Here is a 20,203-nt window from a genome sequence, read left to right on the forward strand (position 1 = left end):
CGCCCAGGGCTGAAGGCAATTTTGCAGCGCCGTGGCCAGTCAAAACAGCCAGCCCTCGGCGAAGGCTCTAGCACGGGCCAGTCTCGCAATACGTCGATTCCGGGAGGGCCCGTTCCGCCAGGATCAGCAGCCGGATGGCAGGGCTGAGCGTGTCTCACTGGGCAGGCGCGAACCGAAATACCCGGCGCTGAGCACCCCCACCGCGCCCATCACCACGCAATAGATCACGCACACCCATGGGCTCCAGGGCATCAGCGCGATCAACAGCAACGGCGTGGTGCTGGCCCAGAGGGCGTAGGCGATGTTGTAGGTAAAAGAGATGCCCGACACGCGGATCCGCGCCGGAAACAGGCTGACCATCACCGATGGCACCGCGCCGACCACGCCGCAGCCGAGCCCGGCCACCGCGTAAGCCAGGCCGACCCACTGGCTGCCGCCGATCAGGCTGGCATACAGCAGGCCGATGCCCAGGGGCAGCAGCAGGCTGTAGAGCATCACCGTGCGCCAGGCACCGATGCGATCGACGATCAACCCGGCCAGCACGCAGCCGATATTCAGGAACACGATGCCCAGGCTGCTCAGGGCGAAGGTATGGCTGGCGGTCATGCCAAAGGTTTTCTGCATCATGGTCGGCGTGATGACCACAAACACCACCACCGCCGAGGTCAGGACACAGGTCAGGATCAAGGCCGGCAACATCGCCAGTCGATGCTCGCGCAGCACGGTGCGCAGCGGCAGCTCGGCGTCGGTTTCGCGGCGTGCCTGCATGGCCATGAACACCGGGGTTTCACTCAGCCAGCGGCGCAACCAGACGCCGATCACGCCGAAGAGTCCACCCAGCAGAAACGGATAGCGCCAGGCCTGATCGAGAATCTCGGCCGGGGTGAACAGTTGGGCCAGCAGGGTCGCGGTCAGCGCGCCGATCAGGTAACCGAAGGTCAACCCGGCCTGCAAGAAACCCAGGGCATAACCGCGATGGCCAGGCGGCGCATGCTCGGCGACAAACACCCAGGCACTGGGCACTTCGCCGCCCACCGCGGCGCCTTGCAGCACCCGCAGCACCAGCAACAGCAGCGGCGCGAAATAACCGATCTGTGCGTAGGTCGGCATGATGCCGATCAGCAGGCATGGCAGCGCCATCATCAGGATGCTCAGGCTGAAGACCTTCTTGCGCCCCAGCCGATCGGCGAAATGCGCCATCAGGATCCCGCCCAGCGGCCGCGCCAGGTAGCCGGTGACAAAGATCCCGAAGCTTTGCAGCAGGCGCAGCCACTCAGGCATTTCCGGCGGGAAGAACAGCTGGCTGAGGGTCAGGGCGAAGAACACGAAAATGATGAAATCGTAGATTTCCAGCGCGCCACCCAAGGCCGCGAGACCCAGGGTTTTATAGTCGGACCGGGAAAACGGTGCCGGTCGCGTCTCTGGAGGCAAAGGCATAGCAGTCACTCTGTAGGGGGGACAGAAACCAAGGCGCCAATGGTCTACGCAAAAACCGCCTGGAACAACCCGAACCCGTAACTGGGTCTATTTTTAGCCAATTTCTGTGCATTGAATCCCCTTGAGCAGCAGCAATAATCGGCAACTTTCCAAACCGCAGCAGAACAGGAAAGCCGCCATGAGCATCCATACCCGCACCCGCCGCCTGACCGTACCGCAACTGGTGGCGATGAAAGGCCGGCAGAAAATCGTCTCCCTGACCGCCTACACCAGCCACATGGCCCGGTTGATGGACCCCTTCGTCGACTTCGTGCTGATCGGCGACTCCACGGCCATGGTCGGCTACGGTCGCACCTCGACCCTGGACATGAGCCTGGAGGAAATCATCGCCCACAGCCGCGCCGTGGTCGCCAGCACCCGCCTGGCCTGTGTGATCGCCGACATGCCGTTTGGCAGTTACCAGGAGTCACCGCAACAGGCCTACCGCAACTGCGCCCAGGTGCTGGCGCGCACCGGCTGCGATGCGATCAAGCTCGAAGGCGGCAAGGCCCTGGCGCCGACCGTGGAGTTTCTGGTGCAACGGGGCATTCCGGTGATGGCCCACATCGGCCTGATGCCGCAGTACGTCAACGCCATGGGCGGGTTCAAGGCCCAGGGCATGAGTGAAGCCACGGCCCGGGCGATCGAAGAAGACGCCCGGGCCCACCTCGCCGCGGGCGCCTTCAGCTTGCTGCTGGAAGGGGTGGCGGAACCGGTGGCCCGGCGCATCAGCGAGTTCTCGGCCATGCCGACCATCGGCATCGGCGCCTCCCCCGCCTGCGACGGCCAGGTGCTGGTCACCGAGGACCTGCTGGGCCTGGGCGGTGAGCAGGTGCCGCGCTTCGTCAAGCAGTACGCCGATGCCGCCGCGCTGATCAGCCAGGCCTGCGAGCGCTTTGCCGCCGAAGTGCGCGACGGGCAGTTTCCCGAAGCGCGGCACTGCTATGGAGTCGAACAGGGTTCCTGATCGATTGCCTGGGCCAGGGCCTGGATGGCGCCGGGGATGTCCTGGCGCCAGTCGAGGGTGTAGCTCAGGCGCAGGTGATGCCGCCACAGGCCCTGCTGGCTGAACATTGGCCCGGGGGCGATGACCAGGCCCTGGGCCAGCAGGCGCTGGTACACCTGCCACATCTCTACCGGGCGCAGGGCCTCGACCCATAAGGTCGCGCCACCGGCCGCTGGCTGTACCCGCAATTGCTGGGCGGCGTGTTCCTGCAGCAAGCCCTGCATCTGGCCCATGCGCTCGCGCAGCAGCACCCGCAGTTTCAGCAGATGCTGGTCGACCCGCCCGGAGCTGAACAGCCGGGCCAGGGCCTGCTGGCGCAGCGGCGACAAGCGAAAGGCACGCTCGAGAAACTGCCGATGCAGGCGTTGGCCATGGCCCCGGGTCAGCACGTAGCTGAACGGAGCCTCGGCGCCGATTTGCTTGTCGCACGTGGCAAACACCAACAGCCGCTCGGGGTTGGCGTAGTCACGAAAACGCACAGGGGCCGGGCTGAAGCAAAACTCGCCATAGCTGTCGTTCTCGAACAGCCAGATACCCCGCTCGTCCAGCCAGCGGCACAACCGTTGTTTGTCGGCGGCCGGCATCAGGCTGCCGTGTGGCACGCTGAAGGTCGATGACAGCACCACCAGGCGCACCGGCTCACGTTGCAGGAGGTCTTGCAGCTGCTGTTGATCGAAACGCCCGGTAGGGTCCAGAGGCAGTTCGATGACCCGGATATGGGCGGCGCGCAGTTGGCGCAACATCGCCCAGGAACAGGGCGACTCCACCAGCGCCACGCTGCCCGTCAGCTCCAGGGCATGCAGCGCCAGCTCCAGCAGGCTGCGCAGGTCCGGCCCCAGGTACACCTGTTCGGCCTGCCAATAGTCAGTGGTAGAGCGGGTGTAGCGCTCGGCCAGGACGCTGCGCAGTTCGGGTTCGCCAAAGGGCTGGAACGGCGGCGCCTGGGAGCGCGGGTATTGCCGGGTGAGCTCGCGCTCGGTCATCAGCAACGGGTTTTCCAGGGACAGCAATATGCCCGGCGCATCGCTGCACAGCGCCAACATGCCGGGCTGGCGCGCCTGGGCATAGACACTGTCGATCAGGCTCGGCCCATCCACCGGCAGTTGCGCCGGCGCCAGCGGCACCCGGAAATAGCCCTGTTTGGGCCGGGACTGGATGCGCCCCTGGTCTTCAAGCAAGGCGTAGGCATGCTTGATGGTGGAGATCGAGACCTTCAGCCGCAGCGCCAGGGCTCGCAGCGAGGGCAGGCGCTGCTCGGCCTCGCTGGCATTGTCGATCCACTCAACCAGGTAGCGGTACACCGCCTGATAGGCGAAGGGGGTTTCACGACTCACCGGCTCAGGCATCCCTGGCCATGGCGATGGCGGCCTGGATCGCCGCGCGGGCCTGGGGGCTGTTTTTCCAGCAGTTGGAGCCCACCAGAGACGCGGCCTGGGTGACGATCTCCAGGGCATCGGCCACCGCCAACTGCGCCAGGGAATTGAAGCCCAGTTGCTCCAGGCGCGACACCACGGTGGCTCCGACACCCTTGACCTTGAGCAGAGCCTGACGTTCTTCAGGGGGAAATGACATGTCCTTCAATCCTTTGCAGTGGTTCCCAATTGCCGCATTCTTGCACAGTTATCGGACGCCTCCTGCCCTGACGCCCGACCTCCTGACAAACATAAAAACACTTGAGGTATTTCCGTGTCCGCAGACATCGAAGACAGCCGTTCCGCCCGCTTTGCCCTGCGCTGTTCAAGCTGGGCCGAGCGCTGGTTCCCCGACTCCTGGGTGTTCGCCGCGCTGGCGGTGATCATCGTCGCCCTCGCCACCCTGGCCATGGGCGCCAAGCCCACCGACGCCGCCATGGCGTTTGGTGACGGGTTCTGGAGCCTGATCCCGTTCACCATGCAGATGGCCTTTGTGGTGATCGGCGGCTACGTGGTCGCCAGTTCGCCACCGGCGGTGAAACTGATCGACAAACTGGCGCGCATCCCGAACAACGGCCGCTCGGCCGTGGCCTGGGTGGCGCTGATCTCCATGGTCGCCTCCTTGCTCAACTGGGGCCTGTCCCTGGTATTCGGCGGCTTGCTGGTGCGCGCCCTGGCCCGGCGCACCGACCTGCGCATGGATTACCGCGCCGCCGGTGCCGCCGCCTACCTGGGGCTGGGGGCCGTCTGGGCCCTGGGGCTGTCATCGTCGGCCGCGCAGTTGCAGGCCAACCCGGGCAGCCTGCCGCCGTCGATCCTGTCGATCACCGGGGTGATTCCCTTCACCCAGACCATTTTTCTCTGGCAGTCCGGCGTGTTGCTGCTGGCATTGATCGTGGTCTCGCTGGTCATCGCCTACGCCACCGCTCCCGGCCCGAATTCGGCCCGCGATGCCCAGGCCTGCGGCGTCGACCCCAGCTTCAGCATGCCGGCACCGCAACCGCGCACCCGCCCCGGGGAATGGCTGGAGTACAGCCCGCTGCTGACCATTGCCCTGGTGGTCCTGGCGGGTGGTTGGCTGTTCCATGAGTTCTCGACCAAACCGGCGATCACCGCGATTTCCGGGCTCAACACCTACAACTTTCTGTTCCTGATGCTCGGCGCCCTGCTGCACTGGCGCCCGCGCAGCTTTCTGGATGCCGTGGCGCGCGCGGTGCCGACCACCACCGGGGTGCTGATCCAGTTCCCGCTGTACGGTTCGATTGCGGCCTTGATGACGGTGGTCAAGGGGGTCGACGGCCAGACCCTGGCCCACCATATCTCGACCTTTTTCGTGCAGATCGCCTCCCACGATACGTACGCGCTGCTGATGGGCGTGTACTCGGCCGTGCTGGGGTTCTTTATTCCCTCGGGCGGTGGCAAGTGGATCATCGAGGCGCCTTATGTGATGCAGGTGGCCAATGACCTGCAATACCACCTGGGCTGGGCGGTGCAGATCTACAACGCCGCCGAAGCCCTGCCGAACCTGATCAACCCCTTCTATATGCTGCCGCTATTGGGCGTGCTTGGGCTCAAGGCCCGGGACCTTATCGGTTTTTCCTTTGTGCAATTGCTGGTGCACGCGCCGTTGGTGCTGGTGCTGCTCTGGGCCTTGGGCACCACCCTGGCCTATACGCCACCGGTATTGCCCTAAGACCGCTTGGCGAGCGGGCTGCGACGGCAAAGGTGCCGTCGCAGCCGGCCTGCCGAATATCCACCCCAGCACGGGCCCCGCTCACCGTGCTGTGCTTGGCTGGCCGACCGCAGCATTTGGCTTACAGCTATTTCGGACTTTTCCCCGCCAACTACAGCTTCATCCTAGATCCGCTTTGTAGTCTTTCCGTCATATTGGGTTGCTACCGTTCGACCGAAATATTTTGTAACCAATTGACTAAAAGACCTGCAGGGAACTGGCATGAGTGACGAAAAAGACCATGACGACGCGCAACCCGCGGCGCCCGAACAGTTGACCGACACCAGCCGCCGCCGCTTTCTTGGCGGCGTTGCCGTTCTGGGGGTAGGCGCCACCTTGAGCGCCTGCGGCGGGCCCGCTGAACCGGGGAAACCCCAGGAGCACCCACTCTCGCCGGCCGAACTGGACCAGGCCCTGCGCGAGCAAGTGAAGAACGTAGTGGTGATCTACGCCGAAAACCGCAGCTTCAATAACCTGTTCGCCGACTTCCCCGGGCTGGAGCAGCCGTTGTCCTCCCTGAAGCCGGGCGATTACCAGCAGCGCGACCGCGACGGCAGCCTGCTGCAGACCCTGCCGCCGATCTGGGGCGGCATCCTGCAGGTCGGCCCGCAACACCTCGATGGGGTGACCTACCCGATCGAAACCCAGTTCCAGCAGGACCTGCCCAACGCTCCGTTCGCCCTCAAGGGCCCGAGTGGCGAGGACCTGCCCCTGGGCCTGGTGACCCGCGACCTGTGGCACGTGTTTTATCAGAACCAGATGCAGATCAACGATGGCAAAAATGACGGCTTTGTCGCCTGGGCCGACTCCGGCGCCCTGACCATGGGCCATTACCCGCAAAGCCGCTATTCCCTGCGACTGTGGGACGTGGCGCGGGAATTCGTGCTGTGTGACAACTTCTTCCAGGGGGCCTTCGGTGGCTCGTTCCTCAACCACCAGTACCTGATCAGCGCCGCCGTGCCCGTCTACCCGGATGCGGCCAATTCGGTGGCCAAGTCACAGATCGCCACCCTGCAAAGCGACAACCCGCAAGACACCCGGCTCAAGCCCCTGGAAAAATCCCCGGCCAGTGCCATGACCGGCCCGCCGCAGTTCGGCCCCAGCGCCCTGACCCCGGATGGCTACGCGGTCAACACCATGGCCCCGCCCTACTGGCCGACCTGGATCCGCGACCCCGAGCGCCCGGACTACGCCAAGGCCGACCTGCCCAGCGTGCTGGTGCCCCAGACCCATGAACACATCGGCGACAAGCTGTCGAAAAAGAACGTCGACTGGGCCTGGTACGGCGGTGCCTGGCAAGCGACCCTGGACCAGTTCAAGGACTCGACCGGCCTGCCGAAAATCCCCAACTTCCAGTACCACCATCAACCCTTCAACTACTTCAAGCGCCAGGGCCCGGAAAACCCCGAAGAGCGCAGCAAGCGCCTGCGCGACGGCGGCCTGGGCGATGAATCGGGGACCAACAGGTTCCTGGCCGACGCCGAAGCCGGAAAGCTGCCAGCCGTGAGCTTCTACAAGCCCCAGGGCAACCTCAATATGCACGCTGGTTACGCCGACGTGGCCTCCGGCGACCGGCATATCGACCGGGTGCTCAAGGTGCTGCGCGAAAGCCCGCAGTGGTCAAACATGGTGGTGGTGGTCACGGTCGACGAAAACGGCGGCTGGTGGGACCACGTGGCGCCGCCCAAGGGTGACCGCTGGGGCCCGGGGACGCGGATCCCGGCCCTGGTGGTGTCGCCCTTTGCCCGCAAAGGCACGGTGGACCACACCATTTACGACACCGCCTCGATCCTGCGCCTGATCACCCGGGTGTTCCAACTGGAGCCCCTGGACGGCATCAAGCAACGTGACGCCGCCATGGTCGCGCGCGGGCAAAAGCCCCTGGGCGACTTGAGCAACGCCCTGCAATTCAAGCGCTGACCCTCACCGGCGCCGCGCAATCGGCGCCGGTGATGAAGTATTTCCTACCCGGCTCCCGCTCACCCGCTAGTGTTCCCCTGTGGATATTCACCCCGCACAAGCGGGGTTCTCGCCGACAAGGAGCCAAGCATGAACAAACTCACCGGACTGTCCCTGGGCCTCGCCGCCCTGATCCAGGGCGCACCTGCCCTGGCCGCTGACGTAGAGGTGCCCCTGGGCAGCCCCCAGCGCGTGACCCAACTCTTCGCCTATCCCAATAATTGCAACGTGATCTGCTTTCGCAACTGGACCCTGGAACAGACCGTCGAGCATTACCTGACCCAAAGCGTGCAACGCGACGGCTACAGCGCTGCCCGGGTCAAGGTCAGCGGCGATCAACAGCAACTGCACGCGACCATCAGCGGCGTGCCCCAAGGCTACGGCAAACCGCTGACGGCCCTGCTGGATGCCGGCGACCTGGCCTACAAGGGCGCCAGCCAGCTCAATGCCGATGGTAAATGGGCCTACAGCTGGTACCTGTTCCTGCCCCTGGGCATGGCCCTGGAACAGCGCAAAAGCGTCGAGTTGCTGCACTTCCCGCCAGACTATTCCCTGACCCGCGCCCAGGATTACCTGGAATCGGCCACCACCGACCGCTGGGCGACCCTGCTGACCGCCAACGGCATCGCCGCCGAGCAGACACCGGGTTATCAGACCATTGTCGACATCGCGCCCATCGCTGCGCCCTCCAGCGCCGGCAAGGACCTGGAAGGCGTCTATGACTACTTCAAGGACTACCAGACCAGCATGGTCAAGCAGGTCAGCCAGAGCGCCGACGGCAAGGCCTTGCCCATGGTGGCCTTCGGCGCACCGGTGCGGAACTGGATCAAGCAGCAATACGGCGCCAGTGTCGGGGTACTGGGCCTGGGGCAGATCAGCCCCACTCCGGGGGTGAACGTGCCGGTGCTGGGCTCCAACCACCCCAGCTACATCTGGTACGCGGCGGACCCGGCCAACTACGACAACGATCAGGCCAAGGCCGATGCCGCAGGCTTGAAAGTGATGGGGCAGGATTTGAGCGCCGCGTGCTGGCAGGCGGGCATGGGCAGTACGCCGGGCAGCGACCCGAGCGCGCAATTGCAGCGCTGTACCCAGACCTGGCAGGTGACCGATAAGGCCAAGACCTGCGAGCTGTTCTACACCTCGGTCCGCGACCTGACCCCGCCACAGGCCCAGGCCAAATGCGCAACCGCGCCCATCAAGACCCAGCTGCAACAGCTCAAGGCCCCGGCGCCCGCGCCGAGCACCGAAGTGCCACACCTGTAAACCGAAAACCTGTAGCCGCAGCCTTCGGCAGCGGCTACGCGGTTTCGGCTCAGATGGCGCCGACCGGACGCAGGCGATATTGCGGCGGCAGTTGCTCGAAGCCGCTGATGGTTGCGTTCAGGCTCTTCCAGCGACCGTCCTTGATGCCGTAGATGCAACCGTGGATCGACAGGCTCTGCCCACGATGCCAGGCGTTCTGCACGATGCTGGTATGGCCGACGTTGGCCACCTGCTGGATCACGTTCAGTTCGCACAGCCGATCAACCTGCTCTTCCTCGGTCGGCAACTGCCCCAGGGCTTCGCGGTGCTCGTAATACAGGTCGCGGATCGAACGCAGCCAGCCGTCGATCAGGCCCAACTGACGATCCTGCATCGAGGCACGCACGCCGCCGCAGCCGTAATGGCCGGTGACCAGGATGTGTTTGACCTTGAGCACATCCACCGCGTACTGGATCACCGACAGGCAATTGAGGTCGGTGTGCAGTACCACGTTCGCCACGTTGCGGTGCACGAACAGGTCGCCAGGCAACATGCCGACGATCTCGTTGGCCGGCACCCGGGCGTCGGAACAACCGATCCACAGGTACTCCGGGGTCTGCTGGCGGGCCAGCTTGGAGAAGAAGTCCGGGTCTTCCTGCTTGATCGCCTCGGCCCAACGCTCGTTGTTATCAATCAGATCTTGTAGTTCGTTCATGCTGTGAAGCCTCAAGAATGATGCGCTGGTATGACAGACGACCGCCTGTCGAGGTCACGTGTGTTGCGTAGATACCGGCTATCCCTCGCAGTGGAATCTTGAGCGGCGGCGCAGGTCCACCCCTTAAGCCCCAACAGTATGAGGATATAGCCATGACCGAATCACGACGTCCTTACGGTGCGCCGCAGCCCGAGCCCATCGATGACAACGAAGACCGCATGGGCTCGATGGAGGAGCTGCATTTCGACGATGAAGAACCCAGTGCCAAGATCGGCGACACCATCCCCGAGGCGGAACTGGAGCACCGCCTGCCCGCCCAGCGTGTCCGCGACGCCGGCCTGACCGGGGCCTCGACCGCCGACCACGAGCCCACCGACGACGACCTCAGCCCTGAGACCCTGATCCACGAAGATGGTGCCCGTTCGGCCAATGAAGCCGGCGACGGCGATCAGGCCGACTGGGACCTGAGTATTGTCGATGAAGACGATATCGGTGGCGGCAATGGCCTGGATGAAGCCGAACTGGCGCGCCGCGAACCGCTGGACGGTAACCGCTGACCCGACAGGGCCTGCACCGGCAATAAAATCACGGCGGTGGATTCGCTCCAGCGCCGTCTACAACGAGCCTGGGCCGGTCAGTCGACCAAGGTGCAGGCCATCACCAGCGCATCTTCGCGCCCGCCCACCGCCGGGTAGTAATCCCGACGCCGTCCCACTTCGTTGAAACCATAACGCTCATACAACCGATAAGCGGTCTGATTGCTGGAGCGCACTTCCAGGAAGCACTCGCGCGCCTCCTTCTGGTAGGCCCGCTTCATCAATTCCTCGAGCAGGCGCAAGCCCAGGCCGCGGCCCTGGCTTTCCGGCTTGACGGTGATATTGAGCAGGTGCGCCTCGTCGATGATCACCTGGATCACCCCGTGCCCGACCTGCTGGCTGCCTTCGAACATCAGCCACACTTCATAGGACTTGAACGCATCCATGAAAATGCCGCGGGTCCAGGGGTGGCTGAACGCCGCGTACTCGATCTTCAGGATGGCATCCAGGTCCGCCTCGGTGGCGAGACGGAAGTTCACGGCATCACTCATCTGTGTTCTTACTCATCAGTATTCTTCCAGCGCGCCATCAGCCGACGCATGGCTTGCCAGACGTCAGCCTTACGCTGTGGCTCTTCCATTAATAGTTCCAGCCCAGGCAAGGCCCAGGCCGAACCCAGGCCTTCGACCTGGAGTTCGCGGTTGTAGGATTCGGCGTTGGCCTCTCCGGCAAAACGCACCGCCGGCAAGCCGATCAGCCACAGGCAGACGCAGGGTTCTTCCTCGACCCGCACCGAAACAAAGGCCTGGACGAAATCCCGGGCCGCATCGGGGCCCTGGTCGAGGTTGCCGCGCGTGAGCATTGGCCAGCGCACCGGCTCGGCGACGATCTGCGGGCTGTCGGGCAAACCGGCGGCACGCAGCATGTCCTTGAGCAGCAGGTAGGCCGGATCGCGGCTCTGGAACGCTTCACCGGTCGGCAGTTCGACCAGCAGCAGGCAACGCCCGGCGCGCAGCAATTGCAGGGCAAAACGCGGGGGTGGCACCGGCGCGGCCTTGGGCACCACCGGCGTCGGTGCGGCCTCTTCCACCGGTTTGCTGGCCGGGCGCGCGCTGCTGCCGGGCCGCGGCACTTCGATTTTTGCCCGTTCCGCAGGCTTGGCGACCGGCTGCTCTGTCGGCGCCTTGGCCACGACGGCAGGCGCAGGCACCTCGACCGGCGGCTCTGGCAGCTCCAGCAACTCGGGACGCGAAGGCGCGGCAAAGGGCAATTCGGTGCGCGGCAGCCAGTTGACCACCTGCATGGCGGTCAAATAAGCGCGACGACGGGACTCGATAAGCAAAGGTCGGCCACTTGTGGATAACTGAGGTGGGGATTCTACCGCCCTTCGACAAAGATCGCCCGCTGTTGATCGGTTTGAAAACCGACAGTCCGTCTCATCAAAAGACCGGGGGTGAATCGTCGACCGCCTGATGCAGTACAATCGCTGCTTTTCATTGCCAACCAGCCGGCCATTCCGATGATCGAACCCAAGCGCGTCTTGCGCGCCCTCGCCGAACACTGGGCACTTCTGGAGCCACTGTGCGAGCACTTCGACCAAGGCACCCTGAGCCTCGCCGAACTGCGCAGCCAATTGGCCGCCCAGCAACTGGATAGCACGCCCCAGGACATCACCAGCCTGCTGGACGTGTGGATCCGCCTCGACATCCTGGTGCCGGTGGCCAAAAGCCCCAACCGTTTCGAGCTCAACGCGCAGATCCACGACTTCCTGGCCTACCTGCGGCGCGAACACCGCCTGGGCCTGTGCCTGGAGATCGAAGCCTACCTGCGCCACCTGGAGCGCCTGGCGGGTTACATCCAGGACGCCTTTGATATCCGCGACAGCAATGACCTGGCGCGCCAATTGCGCCTGCTGGACATGCGCGTACGCGATGTATTGAAAAAACTCGCCAACGACGAACAGGCCCTGGTGGCGGTCGCCGAGCGGGCCAAGACCAGCGACCGGCAGATCCCCCTGCGCCAGCGCTATGCCGAGGTGCTGGCGACCTGGGACGAATACGTCGAACCGATGATCCAGCTGGTGAACGCCGACGGGGCCTTCGAGCAAGGGGTGCGCAAGGTCGAGAACGTCCTGCTGCGCATGCTCACCGAACAGCAGCGCCTGGGCCACCTGGTGGACGACGACATGCTGCTGCGCACCCACGCGCGGATCCTCGAAATGCAGACCAGCGCCCAGCTGACCCTGCGCCACGCCCGCGAGCTGCTGCTGCCATTGCGTGAAGAAGCGCGCCGGCACAACGCCGTGACCCGTGGCGCGGCCCTGGCCCTGTCGGCGATCCGGCGCAAGGGCATCGACGCCGTGCCGCAAGCCGCCATGCCCATGTTCACCCGGCCGCAAAGCACCTTCCTCGGCAGTTCCGGCCAGGTCGAGGCCTATGTGTATGCCCTGGCCCGCTTCGAACCCAAGCCTGCGCGCTTCCCCAAGGCCCACAAGAGCCACAAGGGCGAAGCGCCGCGAGCACCGCGCACGGTCAAGGAAATGCTCGAGCGCTGCGAAGATGCGCTGCCCATGCCGGACCTGATGCACTGGCTGCTGGAACAGGAGCCGGACGGCGCGACCGACGAGTTGCTGTACTGGTTCTCCCGTTTATCCCGGGAAAAACGCTTCAAGCGCGAGCGTCTCGAACGCCGCGACTACCACACCCATGAGCACCAGGTCAGCCTGCGCTCCTTCGCCCTGCTCTCGGCACGCGATGACCAGCCTGAGAATTCTGCGAGCACTCCTCATGCATCTTGATCTTTCCGAACTGTCCCAGCTGGCGCCGATTTTTCGCGAGCTGTTCAAGGGCTACCACGTCAGCCGCCGCGACCCGGAGCTGTACGCCCAACTGTCGAACTTCCAGGACCAGTACCGCACGCTGTTCAAGGCTTTGGGCTTTGAGCTGGTGTGCGACACCCGCGGCTTCTATTACTTCGTCCCGGACCTGGCCGCCGCCCAGGTGAACAAGACCGCCCAGCGCCTGGCGCTGTTCACCTTCATCTTGGTGGAACACCTGGCCGACCAGGGCCGCGACCCGATCGCCGTGCTCGACGGCGGCAGCCTGGGCCGTGATGAACTGCCGTCGTTGCTGGAAAAGTACCGCGACCTGTTTATCCAGGCCGAAGTCCAGACCCAGGACGAACTTGAAGAAAAAATCATGCGCCGCATGACCCAACTGGGCTTTGCCAGCGAGGAGCCGGGTATCTACCGCTTCCTGCCGCCGATGCACCGCTTCCTCGATGTCTGCCTCTCGGTCCAGCAGGACCGCGACCTGGCCGCCAGCCTGCACAGCGTGCTGCCGTTGCCGACGCCGGTGCTGATCGACCACGACAGCGACGAAAAACTGCTGGAGACCGACGATCCGCTGGACCTCAGCGAATTTGTCGAAGGTGAAGACAGTGAAGAGGACGCACTGGCCCGGGCCATTGCCGAAGAACAGGAGCTCGACGCATGAGCAAGGAACGCTACGGCATCCGCCGCTTTGCCCTATTGAACACCGCCGGCTACAGCCTGGGCCTGTTCCCGCTGGAAGAGCCGCTGTCGGTCTACGGGGCGAACAACCTGGGTAAATCCGCCTCGATCAACGCTTTGCAGTTCCCGATTCTGGCGCGCATGTCGGACATGAGTTTCGGCAAATACAGCCTGGAACAATCGCGGCGCTTCTACTTCGCTTCGGACACCAGCTACATCCTGGTGGAAGTGTCCTTGCCCCATGGCCCCCACGTGATCGGCGTGGTCGGGCGCGGCCCGGGCGGTGGTTTCGGTCACCAGTTCTTCGCCTATGCGGGGCAACTGGACCTGGCCCATTACCAGAAAGACGACACCTGCCTGCGTCAGAAAGAACTGTTCACCAATCTTGAGCGCCAGGGCCTCAAGGCCTATGAGCTCAAGCCTGATGAACTGCGGCGCCTGCTGGTCGGCGGTCACACCTCGATCCCGCTGGACCTGACCCTGATTCCGCTGCGCTCCACCAGCGAGCAGAGCCTGAAGACCTTCCGCGCGCTCTTTATCAACCTGCTGCACATGCGCGAAATCACCGCGGCCAAGCTCAAGCAGCTGTTCCTCGATGCCTTCGAGCACAGCCTGCGTTCCGGCAGCGTCGACTACATCGCCGCCTGCGAAGAAGCCTTCCGCGACGTGCGCCGCATGGAGCAGGACTACAACTGCCTGGTGTCTGCCGGCCCGTTGGTGGAAGCCCTGGCCAACGGCGTGAAGCAGCGCGACCTGCTGCGCGGCAAACTGCACCGTATTTCGCCGCTGCTGGATTCGCTGCTCGGCACCTGGTCGGACTACGCCAGTGCCCGCAAGGAAGAACTGACGGTCCAGGCCGAGCACTACCGCCACGAACAGGACGCCCTGCAAAACGATCAGCGCGGCGGCACCCAGGAGCTGATGCGCCTGGAGCGGGAAATCAGCGGTATCCAACGCTGGCTCGGCGAGTTGTCGGTGCTCAAGCATCGCTTTGCCCTGGTCGATGACGTGAAAGTCCTGGAGCAGCAACTGCTGGCGGCCAAGGATGCCCACGATGAACTGGCCGGCGCCCTGGCCCAGTCCCGACAGTTCTCCGCCGAGGACCTGGAAGAGCGCCTGCGGGACCTGGAAAAACGCCTGAAGTCGGTCAAGCAGCAACTCGATCACGCCGACAACAACAGCTATGCCCGACTGCGCGAAGAGTTTTCGCAGCAGGACGTCGAACGCCTGATGCGCCTGTTCAACAGCGCCCTGTTCAGCCTGCCCCTGGGCGAGCACGGCATTGCGCTGGACGAGAACGGCGAGTGGGTCAAATCCATGGAGCTGATCCTCGACGCCTTCAAGGGCGAGCGTTTCGAAGTGCCGGGGCTGAGCATCGACCTGTCGCACATCGAGCCGCCTGCGCTGCAGGCCCTGGCTGACCGCGCCGCGTTGCGTGACCAGAAGGAACGCCTGGAAAAAGAACTCAAGCAACTCAAGACCCAGCAGGCCGTGGCCGCTGACCGCGCTGCGAGCAAAACCCAGACCGAAGCGCTGTACCAGCAGGTGCTGGACGCGCAAAAAGCCTTGGAAGACTTCCGCCGCGCACAAACCCTGAGTGCCGAGGAAGGCGAGAAACTCGAACAGCTGGCGCAGATGGAAGCGGCCCAGGACGAGCTCAAGCGCTCCAGCGATGCCTTCACCGAGCGCGTCCAGCAACTGTCGGCCAAGCTGCAACTGGTCGGCCGGCAAATTGCCGATATGGAAGCCAAGCAACGCACCCTCGACGACGCCCTGCGCCGCCGCCAGCTGTTGCCTGCCGACCTGCCGTTCGGCACGCCGTGCATGGACCCGATCGACGACTCGATGGACAACCTGCTGCCCCTGCTCAACGACTATCAGGACAGCTGGCAGGGCTTGCAGCGGGTCGACGGGCAGATTGAGGCGCTGTACGCCCAGGTCCGCCTCAAGGGTGTGGCCAAGTTCGACAGCGAAGACGATGTCGAGCGCCGCCTGCAGCTGTTGATCAACGCCTATGCCCACCGCACCGACGAAGCCCTGACCCTGGGCAAGGCGCGGCGCGCGGCGGTCACCGACATCGCCCGGACCCTGCGCAATATTCGCAGCGACTACGACAGCCTCGAACACCAGCTGGCGTTGTTCAACCGCGAGATCAACAAACGCCAGGTGTCCAACCTGCAGAGCTTCCGCATCGTCCTCGCGCCGAACAAGGAAGCCCTGAAGCACATCGATCAGATCATCCACAGTGCCGGTCAGTATGAAGAAGGCGAAACCCTGTCGGTGTTCGACCTGAGCCAGAGTGCCGAGCAGGACAACAAGAACGAAGAGGCCAAGGAGTACCTGGCGCGCCTGGTGGCGGCCAACCATAACCAGTTGGGCCTCAAGGACCTGTTCGAACTGGCGTTCGAGATCACCAAGGTCAATGGCCAGCCGGTGATCCACACCGACATCGACGGTGCGGCGTCCAACGGCACCACCATGACCATCAAGGCGCTGACCAACATGTACTTGTTGCTGCACTTGATGGATCGCGACCAGGCCGGGCGCGTGCGCTTGCCCTACTACCTCGATGAGGCCGCCGACATCGACGAGAAAAACCAGGCCGCATTGCTGGAAACCAGCCTGCAACTGGGCTTCGTGCCGATCCTGGCCAGCGTCAAGCCACAGGTGTCGGCCCATGTCGCCATCGACCTCGAAGGCGGCAGCGGCCCGAACGGTATCTACATCGACGAGGCGGACTGGAAGTTCATCCGCCGTCACGACCAGGTCAAGGCGACCTTGAACGTCGCAGCAGAACCGGAAGCGGAGCTGGACCCGATTTAAATCAGCCCCGCCGCAACCAAAAGGCCGCGATCTTCACAGATCGCGGCCTTTTTTATGGGGACCCGCTGAGCTTATTTGCCGAGAGGGATCTTCGGCGCCCAGGTCAGCCATTCGTCTTCAAATTTATCGAACAACGGGAAGGTCTGCTCCGGCCGGGCCGGATTGCCCATGCGCTCGCCGTCTGGCGTGGCGAAGGCGATACCGCCCTGGATCAGGGTTTCCAGGGACTCGGTACGCACCGTCGCGCCCTTGAACAAGCCGAAGTCCAGGCCAAAGCCGCTGGTGTTCCAGAAGCGCGTGCCACCACGAATCAGCGGTGCGTACTTGGGTTCGATCAGCACCCGGATCAGCACTCGGTCGGCGGTTTTACCCAGCTCGTAACCGGTCACCTTGCCCACCGTCACTTCGCGGTAAGTCACCGGCACCCCGACCTTCAACGAGCCACGGCGCGCAGCGCTGAGCACCAGGCTCAAGCCGGCTTCGGGCGCAGCGGTTTCCGGTGGCTGGGCCAGGGCGATAAAGCTGGTCTGCGCCCCAAGGCTTTTCGCGGCAGGCTGGACCTCGATGTACTGACCGGTGACCAGGGTTTCCAGGTTGGCGGTCTTGATCAGACCCAGTTCGGGCTTGACCACCCAGAACTGGCTGCCAACCCGTGCGATGCGTTCCGGCACCTCGGTGATACGTGCCTTGAGCACCACCGACTGCAAGTCGGCACTCAGGTCGACCTCTTCGATCTTGCCCACATCCAGGCCTTTGAAACGAATCGGCGTTCCGGAGCGCAGCCCATCGGCGCGGTCGACCTTGATGCTGATCAGGGTGCCCTTTTGCGCCGCCTCTTCCTGATTGGCAAACAGACGGAAGCGCGGAATACGTTTCTTCAGGGCCACGTTGGGCCGTGGCGTATCAAAGGCAATGCCGCCCGCCATCAGGCTCTGCAGGGATTCGCTCTTGACCTGGATGCCGCCGGTCAAGCCGCCGGTCAGGGTGATGCCGCTGACGTTCCAGAAGCGGGTCGAACCATTGACCAGGTTTTCGTATTCCTTCTCGATGTGCACACCGATCACCAACTGTTTGCGGGTGCGCGAAAACTGGTAACTCTGTACCGAACCGACCTTGACCTGCTTGTAGAGAATCGGACTGCCGACATCCAGCGAGCCCAGGTTATCGGTGAACAGCACCATGTGCAGGCCGGGGGAACGCAGGTCCAGCGGCGGCGCCTTGGCTCGGGCCTCGAACTCCCGTTGCGGCGCGGCGCCCTTGTCCCCGGGACGGATGGCGATGTAGTTGCCTTTCACCAGCGCTTCGAGCCCGGTGATGCCGGCCAGGGAAATCGACGGTTTGACGATCCAGAACTGCGTGCCCTGGACCAAGTAGTCCTCTGCCAGGGGGTCCAAAGTCAACTCGGCGGTGGCACTGGACAGGTCAGGGTCGACCTTCAAGGTTTTCAAGCTGCCGACCTGGATGCCTTTGTACATCACCGGCGTACGGCCGGCTTGCAGGCCTTCGAAGTCGGACAGTTTGACCTTGACCCGAATCCCGGCCTGGGCCGCGTCGAAATCCTCATACAGACGGAACGGCAGGCTTGGGTCGGTGGGCGGGCTGTCCTTGCGGTTCTCCGGCGTGGCGAAGGCGATACCGCCGGCCACGATGCTGGCCAGGGATTCGCTGCGCAGTTTCAGCCCGGACAGGTTGGCGTCGATGCTGATGCCGCTGGCATTCCAGAAACGCGTGTGTTTGCGCACCAGGTTGGCGTAGGTCGGCTCGATAAAGACTTTGATCTCGACCGTGTTCTGGTCTTCCGACAGCAGGTAGCTTTTGACCTGACCGACCTGGATCTGTTTGTAGAACACCGGGCTGCCACGGTTCAGCGAGCCCAGCCGCTCGGCCTTGATGGTCAAGTGCAGCCCGGGCTTGAGGTCCGACAGTGGCGGCTCCTGGGCCAGCGCCTTGAATTTGCGCGAAGGCTCGCCCTCACCGGGGCTGACCGCGATGTAGTTGCCGGAGACCAGGGTTTCCAGGCCGGTGATCCCGGCCAGGGTCACGCTTGGCTTGACCAGCCAGAAGCGGGTGCCGGTCTTGAGGTACTGCTCGACATCCTTGTTCATCTCGACGGTGGCGATCACCCCCTTGGAGTTGCCCTCGTCGTCCAGGGCCAGGGTTTTGACCTTGCCCACCGGCATGCCTTTGTAGACCACTTCGGTCTTGTTCGCCTGGATGCCCTCGCCGCTTTCAAAGCGGACCTGAACCTCGATACCGGTCTGGCTGTAGGCACGCCAGCCCAACCAGCCACCGATGATCAACGCGATCAGGGGCAAGACCCAGATGGCCGACCAGTTCGAGGCAGGACGGGTTTTAGCTTTAGGCAAATCACTCATGGTCGTCGTCCGACTCCGTGTTATCCCAGATCAGGCGGGGATCAAAAGTTACTGCGGCGAGCATTGTCAAAATCACCACACTGGCAAATGCGACCGCACCGAGATTGGCCTCGATGCTGGCCAGCCGACCGAAATTCACCACCGCTACCAGGATGGCGATCACAAAAATATCCAACATCGACCAGCGGCCAATGAACTCGATAAAGCGGTACATGATGATGCGCTGGCGTGCCGACAACGGCTGATGGCGCTGCACCGAAAACAGCAACAGGGCGATCCCCACCAACTTGAAGGTGGGCACCAGAATACTGGCGATAAATACCACAGCAGCGATAGGGAACATCCCGTGCTGAACCAGGGTAATGACACCCGACATGATGGTGTCCCCTTCGCCCTGTCCCAACGTGCTGACCGTCATGATTGGCAGCAGGTTGGCCGGGATATAGAGGATCGCCGCGGTGATCAGCAACGCCCAGGTGCGCATGATGCTATTCGGGCGACGCGGATGCACCAGCGCCCCGCAACGGGTACAGACCTGTTCGTCGGTATCGGGTTCCTGCTTGTTCAATTCATGGCATTCGGTACAGATCAGAATGCCCGCCTCAATCGCCCGCATGAAGATCCTCTCCTGACAAGGCCTCCCAGATCTGATGCGGCGACATGACCACTTCCAACCAGACCTGGACCAATAACAAACTGACAAAACACACCAGGCCCAGGCCCACCGAGATGGCGGCCAAGTCGGCCAATTTGACGATCGCCACCAGCACGCCCATCAAATAGACCTCCAACATGCCCCAGTCGCGCAGATGGTGATAAATGCGGTAAAGCAACAAACCGTAGCTGCGGCCGATATTCCAGCGGATGCTCAGCAATACCAGCAGTTGGCACAGCAGCTTCAGCAGCGGAATACCCATGCTGCACAGGAACACCACTACGGCCACGCCCTGCATGCCGGTATTGAACAAGCCCAGTACACCACTCCAGACCGTATCTTCGGATGTCTGCCCGAGTAGATTGAGCTGCATGATGGGTAAAAAGTTCGCGGGGACGTACAACAACAAGGCGGCAATCACCAACGCCAGGCTGCGCTCTACGACATTATGACGATGGGCATAAAGCTCGTAGCCACAGCGCGGGCACAGGGCTTTTTCACCGAGAGCGAGCTCAGGCTTGCGCATCAAGAGATCACACTCGTGGCAGGCCACCAGGTCGTCCAGCGGTAAATCTGACAACCCGGAGGCGTCAACCGGATCTGGCATAAGGGACTCTGGCTCTAAAAGGGGTTGCCGCTATTCTAGTGTCCTGGCCTCAAAATAACTGTGCAAATTTGTGGTTGGCACAGCGACAAGCTTTAAGCAGCAAGCGGGAGCCGAACAAGATGCCTGCAAGGTCGCACCCGAACTGCCAGCA

17 protein-coding genes are annotated in these 20,203 nt (G+C 63.4%); 8 read left to right on the forward strand and 9 right to left on the reverse strand.

Going from position 1 to position 20,203, the window contains the following annotated elements; genetic code table 11:
* Positions 1-123 precede the first annotated feature (123 nt).
* The gene (locus tag CF161_RS16295; RefSeq protein WP_043229601.1) at positions 124-1,437 is read right to left on the reverse strand and encodes an MFS transporter; all 1,314 of its coding nucleotides are present in this window, start codon (positions 1,435-1,437) and stop codon (positions 124-126) included.
* A gap of 178 nt (positions 1,438-1,615) precedes the next feature.
* On the opposite strand from CF161_RS16295, the gene panB reads away from it, so the two are divergent.
* Positions 1,616-2,443 (forward strand): 3-methyl-2-oxobutanoate hydroxymethyltransferase, encoded by an 828-nt coding sequence (gene panB / locus CF161_RS16300; RefSeq protein WP_020297707.1) that lies wholly within the window; start codon positions 1,616-1,618, stop codon positions 2,441-2,443.
* Here the strand turns inward: panB and CF161_RS16305 are convergent.
* Complete coding sequence (locus CF161_RS16305) at positions 2,419-3,816, reverse strand: PLP-dependent aminotransferase family protein (RefSeq protein ID WP_020297708.1); 1,398 nt, start codon at positions 3,814-3,816, stop codon at positions 2,419-2,421. The genes panB and CF161_RS16305 overlap by 25 nt on opposite strands.
* Positions 3,817-3,820: 4 nt before the next feature.
* Positions 3,821-4,054, reverse strand: a complete 234-nt coding sequence (locus CF161_RS16310; protein WP_020297709.1) for a hypothetical protein — start codon at positions 4,052-4,054, stop codon at positions 3,821-3,823.
* Positions 4,055-4,168: 114 nt separating this feature from the next.
* On the opposite strand from CF161_RS16310, the gene CF161_RS16315 reads away from it, so the two are divergent.
* The 3 genes from CF161_RS16315 to CF161_RS16325 all read left to right on the forward strand — a co-directional run bounded on the left by CF161_RS16315 (position 4,169) and on the right by CF161_RS16325 (position 8,851).
* On the forward strand, positions 4,169-5,587 hold the full coding sequence (locus CF161_RS16315; RefSeq protein WP_020297710.1) for a short-chain fatty acid transporter: 1,419 nt from the start codon (positions 4,169-4,171) through the stop codon (positions 5,585-5,587).
* 261 nt (positions 5,588-5,848) lie between these two features.
* Positions 5,849-7,546 carry an acid phosphatase gene (locus CF161_RS16320; protein WP_020297711.1) on the forward strand — a complete coding sequence of 566 codons (1,698 nt, stop codon included), beginning with the start codon at positions 5,849-5,851 and terminating at the stop codon, positions 7,544-7,546.
* 129 nt (positions 7,547-7,675) lie between these two features.
* Positions 7,676-8,851 carry a hypothetical protein gene (locus tag CF161_RS16325; protein ID WP_020297712.1) on the forward strand — a complete coding sequence of 392 codons (1,176 nt, stop codon included), beginning with the start codon at positions 7,676-7,678 and terminating at the stop codon, positions 8,849-8,851.
* Between the two features lie 49 nt (positions 8,852-8,900).
* Here the strand turns inward: CF161_RS16325 and can are convergent, their stop codons facing one another.
* On the reverse strand, positions 8,901-9,545 hold the full coding sequence (gene can / locus CF161_RS16330) for a carbonate dehydratase (RefSeq protein ID WP_020297713.1): 645 nt from the start codon (positions 9,543-9,545) through the stop codon (positions 8,901-8,903).
* Positions 9,546-9,697: 152 nt separating this feature from the next.
* Between can and CF161_RS16335 the strand changes: the two genes are divergently transcribed.
* A complete protein-coding gene (locus tag CF161_RS16335; RefSeq protein ID WP_020297714.1) occupies positions 9,698-10,102 on the forward strand; it encodes a hypothetical protein in 405 nt (134 codons plus the stop codon).
* A 77-nt stretch (positions 10,103-10,179) separates the two neighbouring features.
* Here the strand turns inward: CF161_RS16335 and rimI are convergent, their stop codons facing one another.
* The gene (rimI, locus tag CF161_RS16340; RefSeq protein ID WP_020297715.1) at positions 10,180-10,632 is read right to left on the reverse strand and encodes a ribosomal protein S18-alanine N-acetyltransferase; all 453 of its coding nucleotides are present in this window, start codon (positions 10,630-10,632) and stop codon (positions 10,180-10,182) included.
* Between the two features lie 8 nt (positions 10,633-10,640).
* Positions 10,641-11,423: a hypothetical protein gene (locus CF161_RS16345; protein WP_043229603.1), complete on the reverse strand. Its 783-nt coding sequence runs from the start codon at positions 11,421-11,423 to the stop codon at positions 10,641-10,643.
* Between the two features lie 177 nt (positions 11,424-11,600).
* On the opposite strand from CF161_RS16345, the gene mksB reads away from it, so the two are divergent.
* Genes mksB through mksF form a run of 3 tightly spaced genes read left to right on the forward strand, consistent with a single transcriptional unit; the run spans position 11,601 to position 16,415 of the window.
* Positions 11,601-12,878, forward strand: a complete 1,278-nt coding sequence (gene mksB / locus CF161_RS16350; protein ID WP_020297717.1) for an Mks condensin complex protein MksB — start codon at positions 11,601-11,603, stop codon at positions 12,876-12,878.
* Positions 12,868-13,575, forward strand: a complete 708-nt coding sequence (gene mksE / locus CF161_RS16355; RefSeq protein WP_020297718.1) for an Mks condensin complex protein MksE — start codon at positions 12,868-12,870, stop codon at positions 13,573-13,575. The genes mksB and mksE overlap by 11 nt, the downstream gene beginning before the upstream one ends.
* Complete coding sequence (mksF, locus tag CF161_RS16360) at positions 13,572-16,415, forward strand: Mks condensin complex protein MksF (RefSeq protein WP_020297719.1); 2,844 nt, start codon at positions 13,572-13,574, stop codon at positions 16,413-16,415. The genes mksE and mksF overlap by 4 nt, the downstream gene beginning before the upstream one ends.
* A gap of 71 nt (positions 16,416-16,486) precedes the next feature.
* Here mksF and CF161_RS16365 read toward each other — a convergent pair whose 3' ends face one another.
* Genes CF161_RS16365 through CF161_RS16375 form a run of 3 tightly spaced genes read right to left on the reverse strand, consistent with a single transcriptional unit; the run spans position 16,487 to position 20,052 of the window.
* Complete coding sequence (locus CF161_RS16365) at positions 16,487-18,790, reverse strand: PqiB family protein (protein ID WP_020297720.1); 2,304 nt, start codon at positions 18,788-18,790, stop codon at positions 16,487-16,489.
* A complete protein-coding gene (locus tag CF161_RS16370) occupies positions 18,783-19,406 on the reverse strand; it encodes a paraquat-inducible protein A (protein WP_020297721.1) in 624 nt (207 codons plus the stop codon). Before CF161_RS16370 ends, CF161_RS16365 begins: the two co-directional genes overlap by 8 nt.
* Positions 19,393-20,052 carry a paraquat-inducible protein A gene (locus tag CF161_RS16375; protein WP_020297722.1) on the reverse strand — a complete coding sequence of 220 codons (660 nt, stop codon included), beginning with the start codon at positions 20,050-20,052 and terminating at the stop codon, positions 19,393-19,395. The genes CF161_RS16370 and CF161_RS16375 overlap by 14 nt, the downstream gene beginning before the upstream one ends.
* Positions 20,053-20,203: the final 151 nt, after the last annotated feature.

It is taken from the genome of Pseudomonas sp. CF161 (genome assembly GCF_000416215.1).
Taxonomy (GTDB): Bacteria; Pseudomonadota; Gammaproteobacteria; order Pseudomonadales; family Pseudomonadaceae; genus Aquipseudomonas.

Coding starts and splice junctions, on each gene's coding strand:
- CF161_RS16295 (WP_043229601.1), bottom strand. CDS start 1,437: ATGCCTTTGCCTCCAGAGACGCGACCGGCACCGTTTTCCCGGTCCGAC.
- panB (WP_020297707.1), top strand. CDS start 1,616: ATGAGCATCCATACCCGCACCCGCCGCCTGACCGTACCGCAACTGGTG.
- CF161_RS16310 (WP_020297709.1), bottom strand. CDS start 4,054: ATGTCATTTCCCCCTGAAGAACGTCAGGCTCTGCTCAAGGTCAAGGGT.
- CF161_RS16320 (WP_020297711.1), top strand. CDS start 5,849: ATGAGTGACGAAAAAGACCATGACGACGCGCAACCCGCGGCGCCCGAA.
- CF161_RS16325 (WP_020297712.1), top strand. CDS start 7,676: ATGAACAAACTCACCGGACTGTCCCTGGGCCTCGCCGCCCTGATCCAG.
- can (WP_020297713.1), bottom strand. CDS start 9,545: ATGAACGAACTACAAGATCTGATTGATAACAACGAGCGTTGGGCCGAG.
- CF161_RS16335 (WP_020297714.1), top strand. CDS start 9,698: ATGACCGAATCACGACGTCCTTACGGTGCGCCGCAGCCCGAGCCCATC.
- rimI (WP_020297715.1), bottom strand. CDS start 10,632: ATGAGTGATGCCGTGAACTTCCGTCTCGCCACCGAGGCGGACCTGGAT.
- mksB (WP_020297717.1), top strand. CDS start 11,601: ATGATCGAACCCAAGCGCGTCTTGCGCGCCCTCGCCGAACACTGGGCA.
- mksE (WP_020297718.1), top strand. CDS start 12,868: ATGCATCTTGATCTTTCCGAACTGTCCCAGCTGGCGCCGATTTTTCGC.
- mksF (WP_020297719.1), top strand. CDS start 13,572: ATGAGCAAGGAACGCTACGGCATCCGCCGCTTTGCCCTATTGAACACC.
- CF161_RS16365 (WP_020297720.1), bottom strand. CDS start 18,790: ATGAGTGATTTGCCTAAAGCTAAAACCCGTCCTGCCTCGAACTGGTCG.
- CF161_RS16370 (WP_020297721.1), bottom strand. CDS start 19,406: ATGCGGGCGATTGAGGCGGGCATTCTGATCTGTACCGAATGCCATGAA.
- CF161_RS16375 (WP_020297722.1), bottom strand. CDS start 20,052: ATGCCAGATCCGGTTGACGCCTCCGGGTTGTCAGATTTACCGCTGGAC.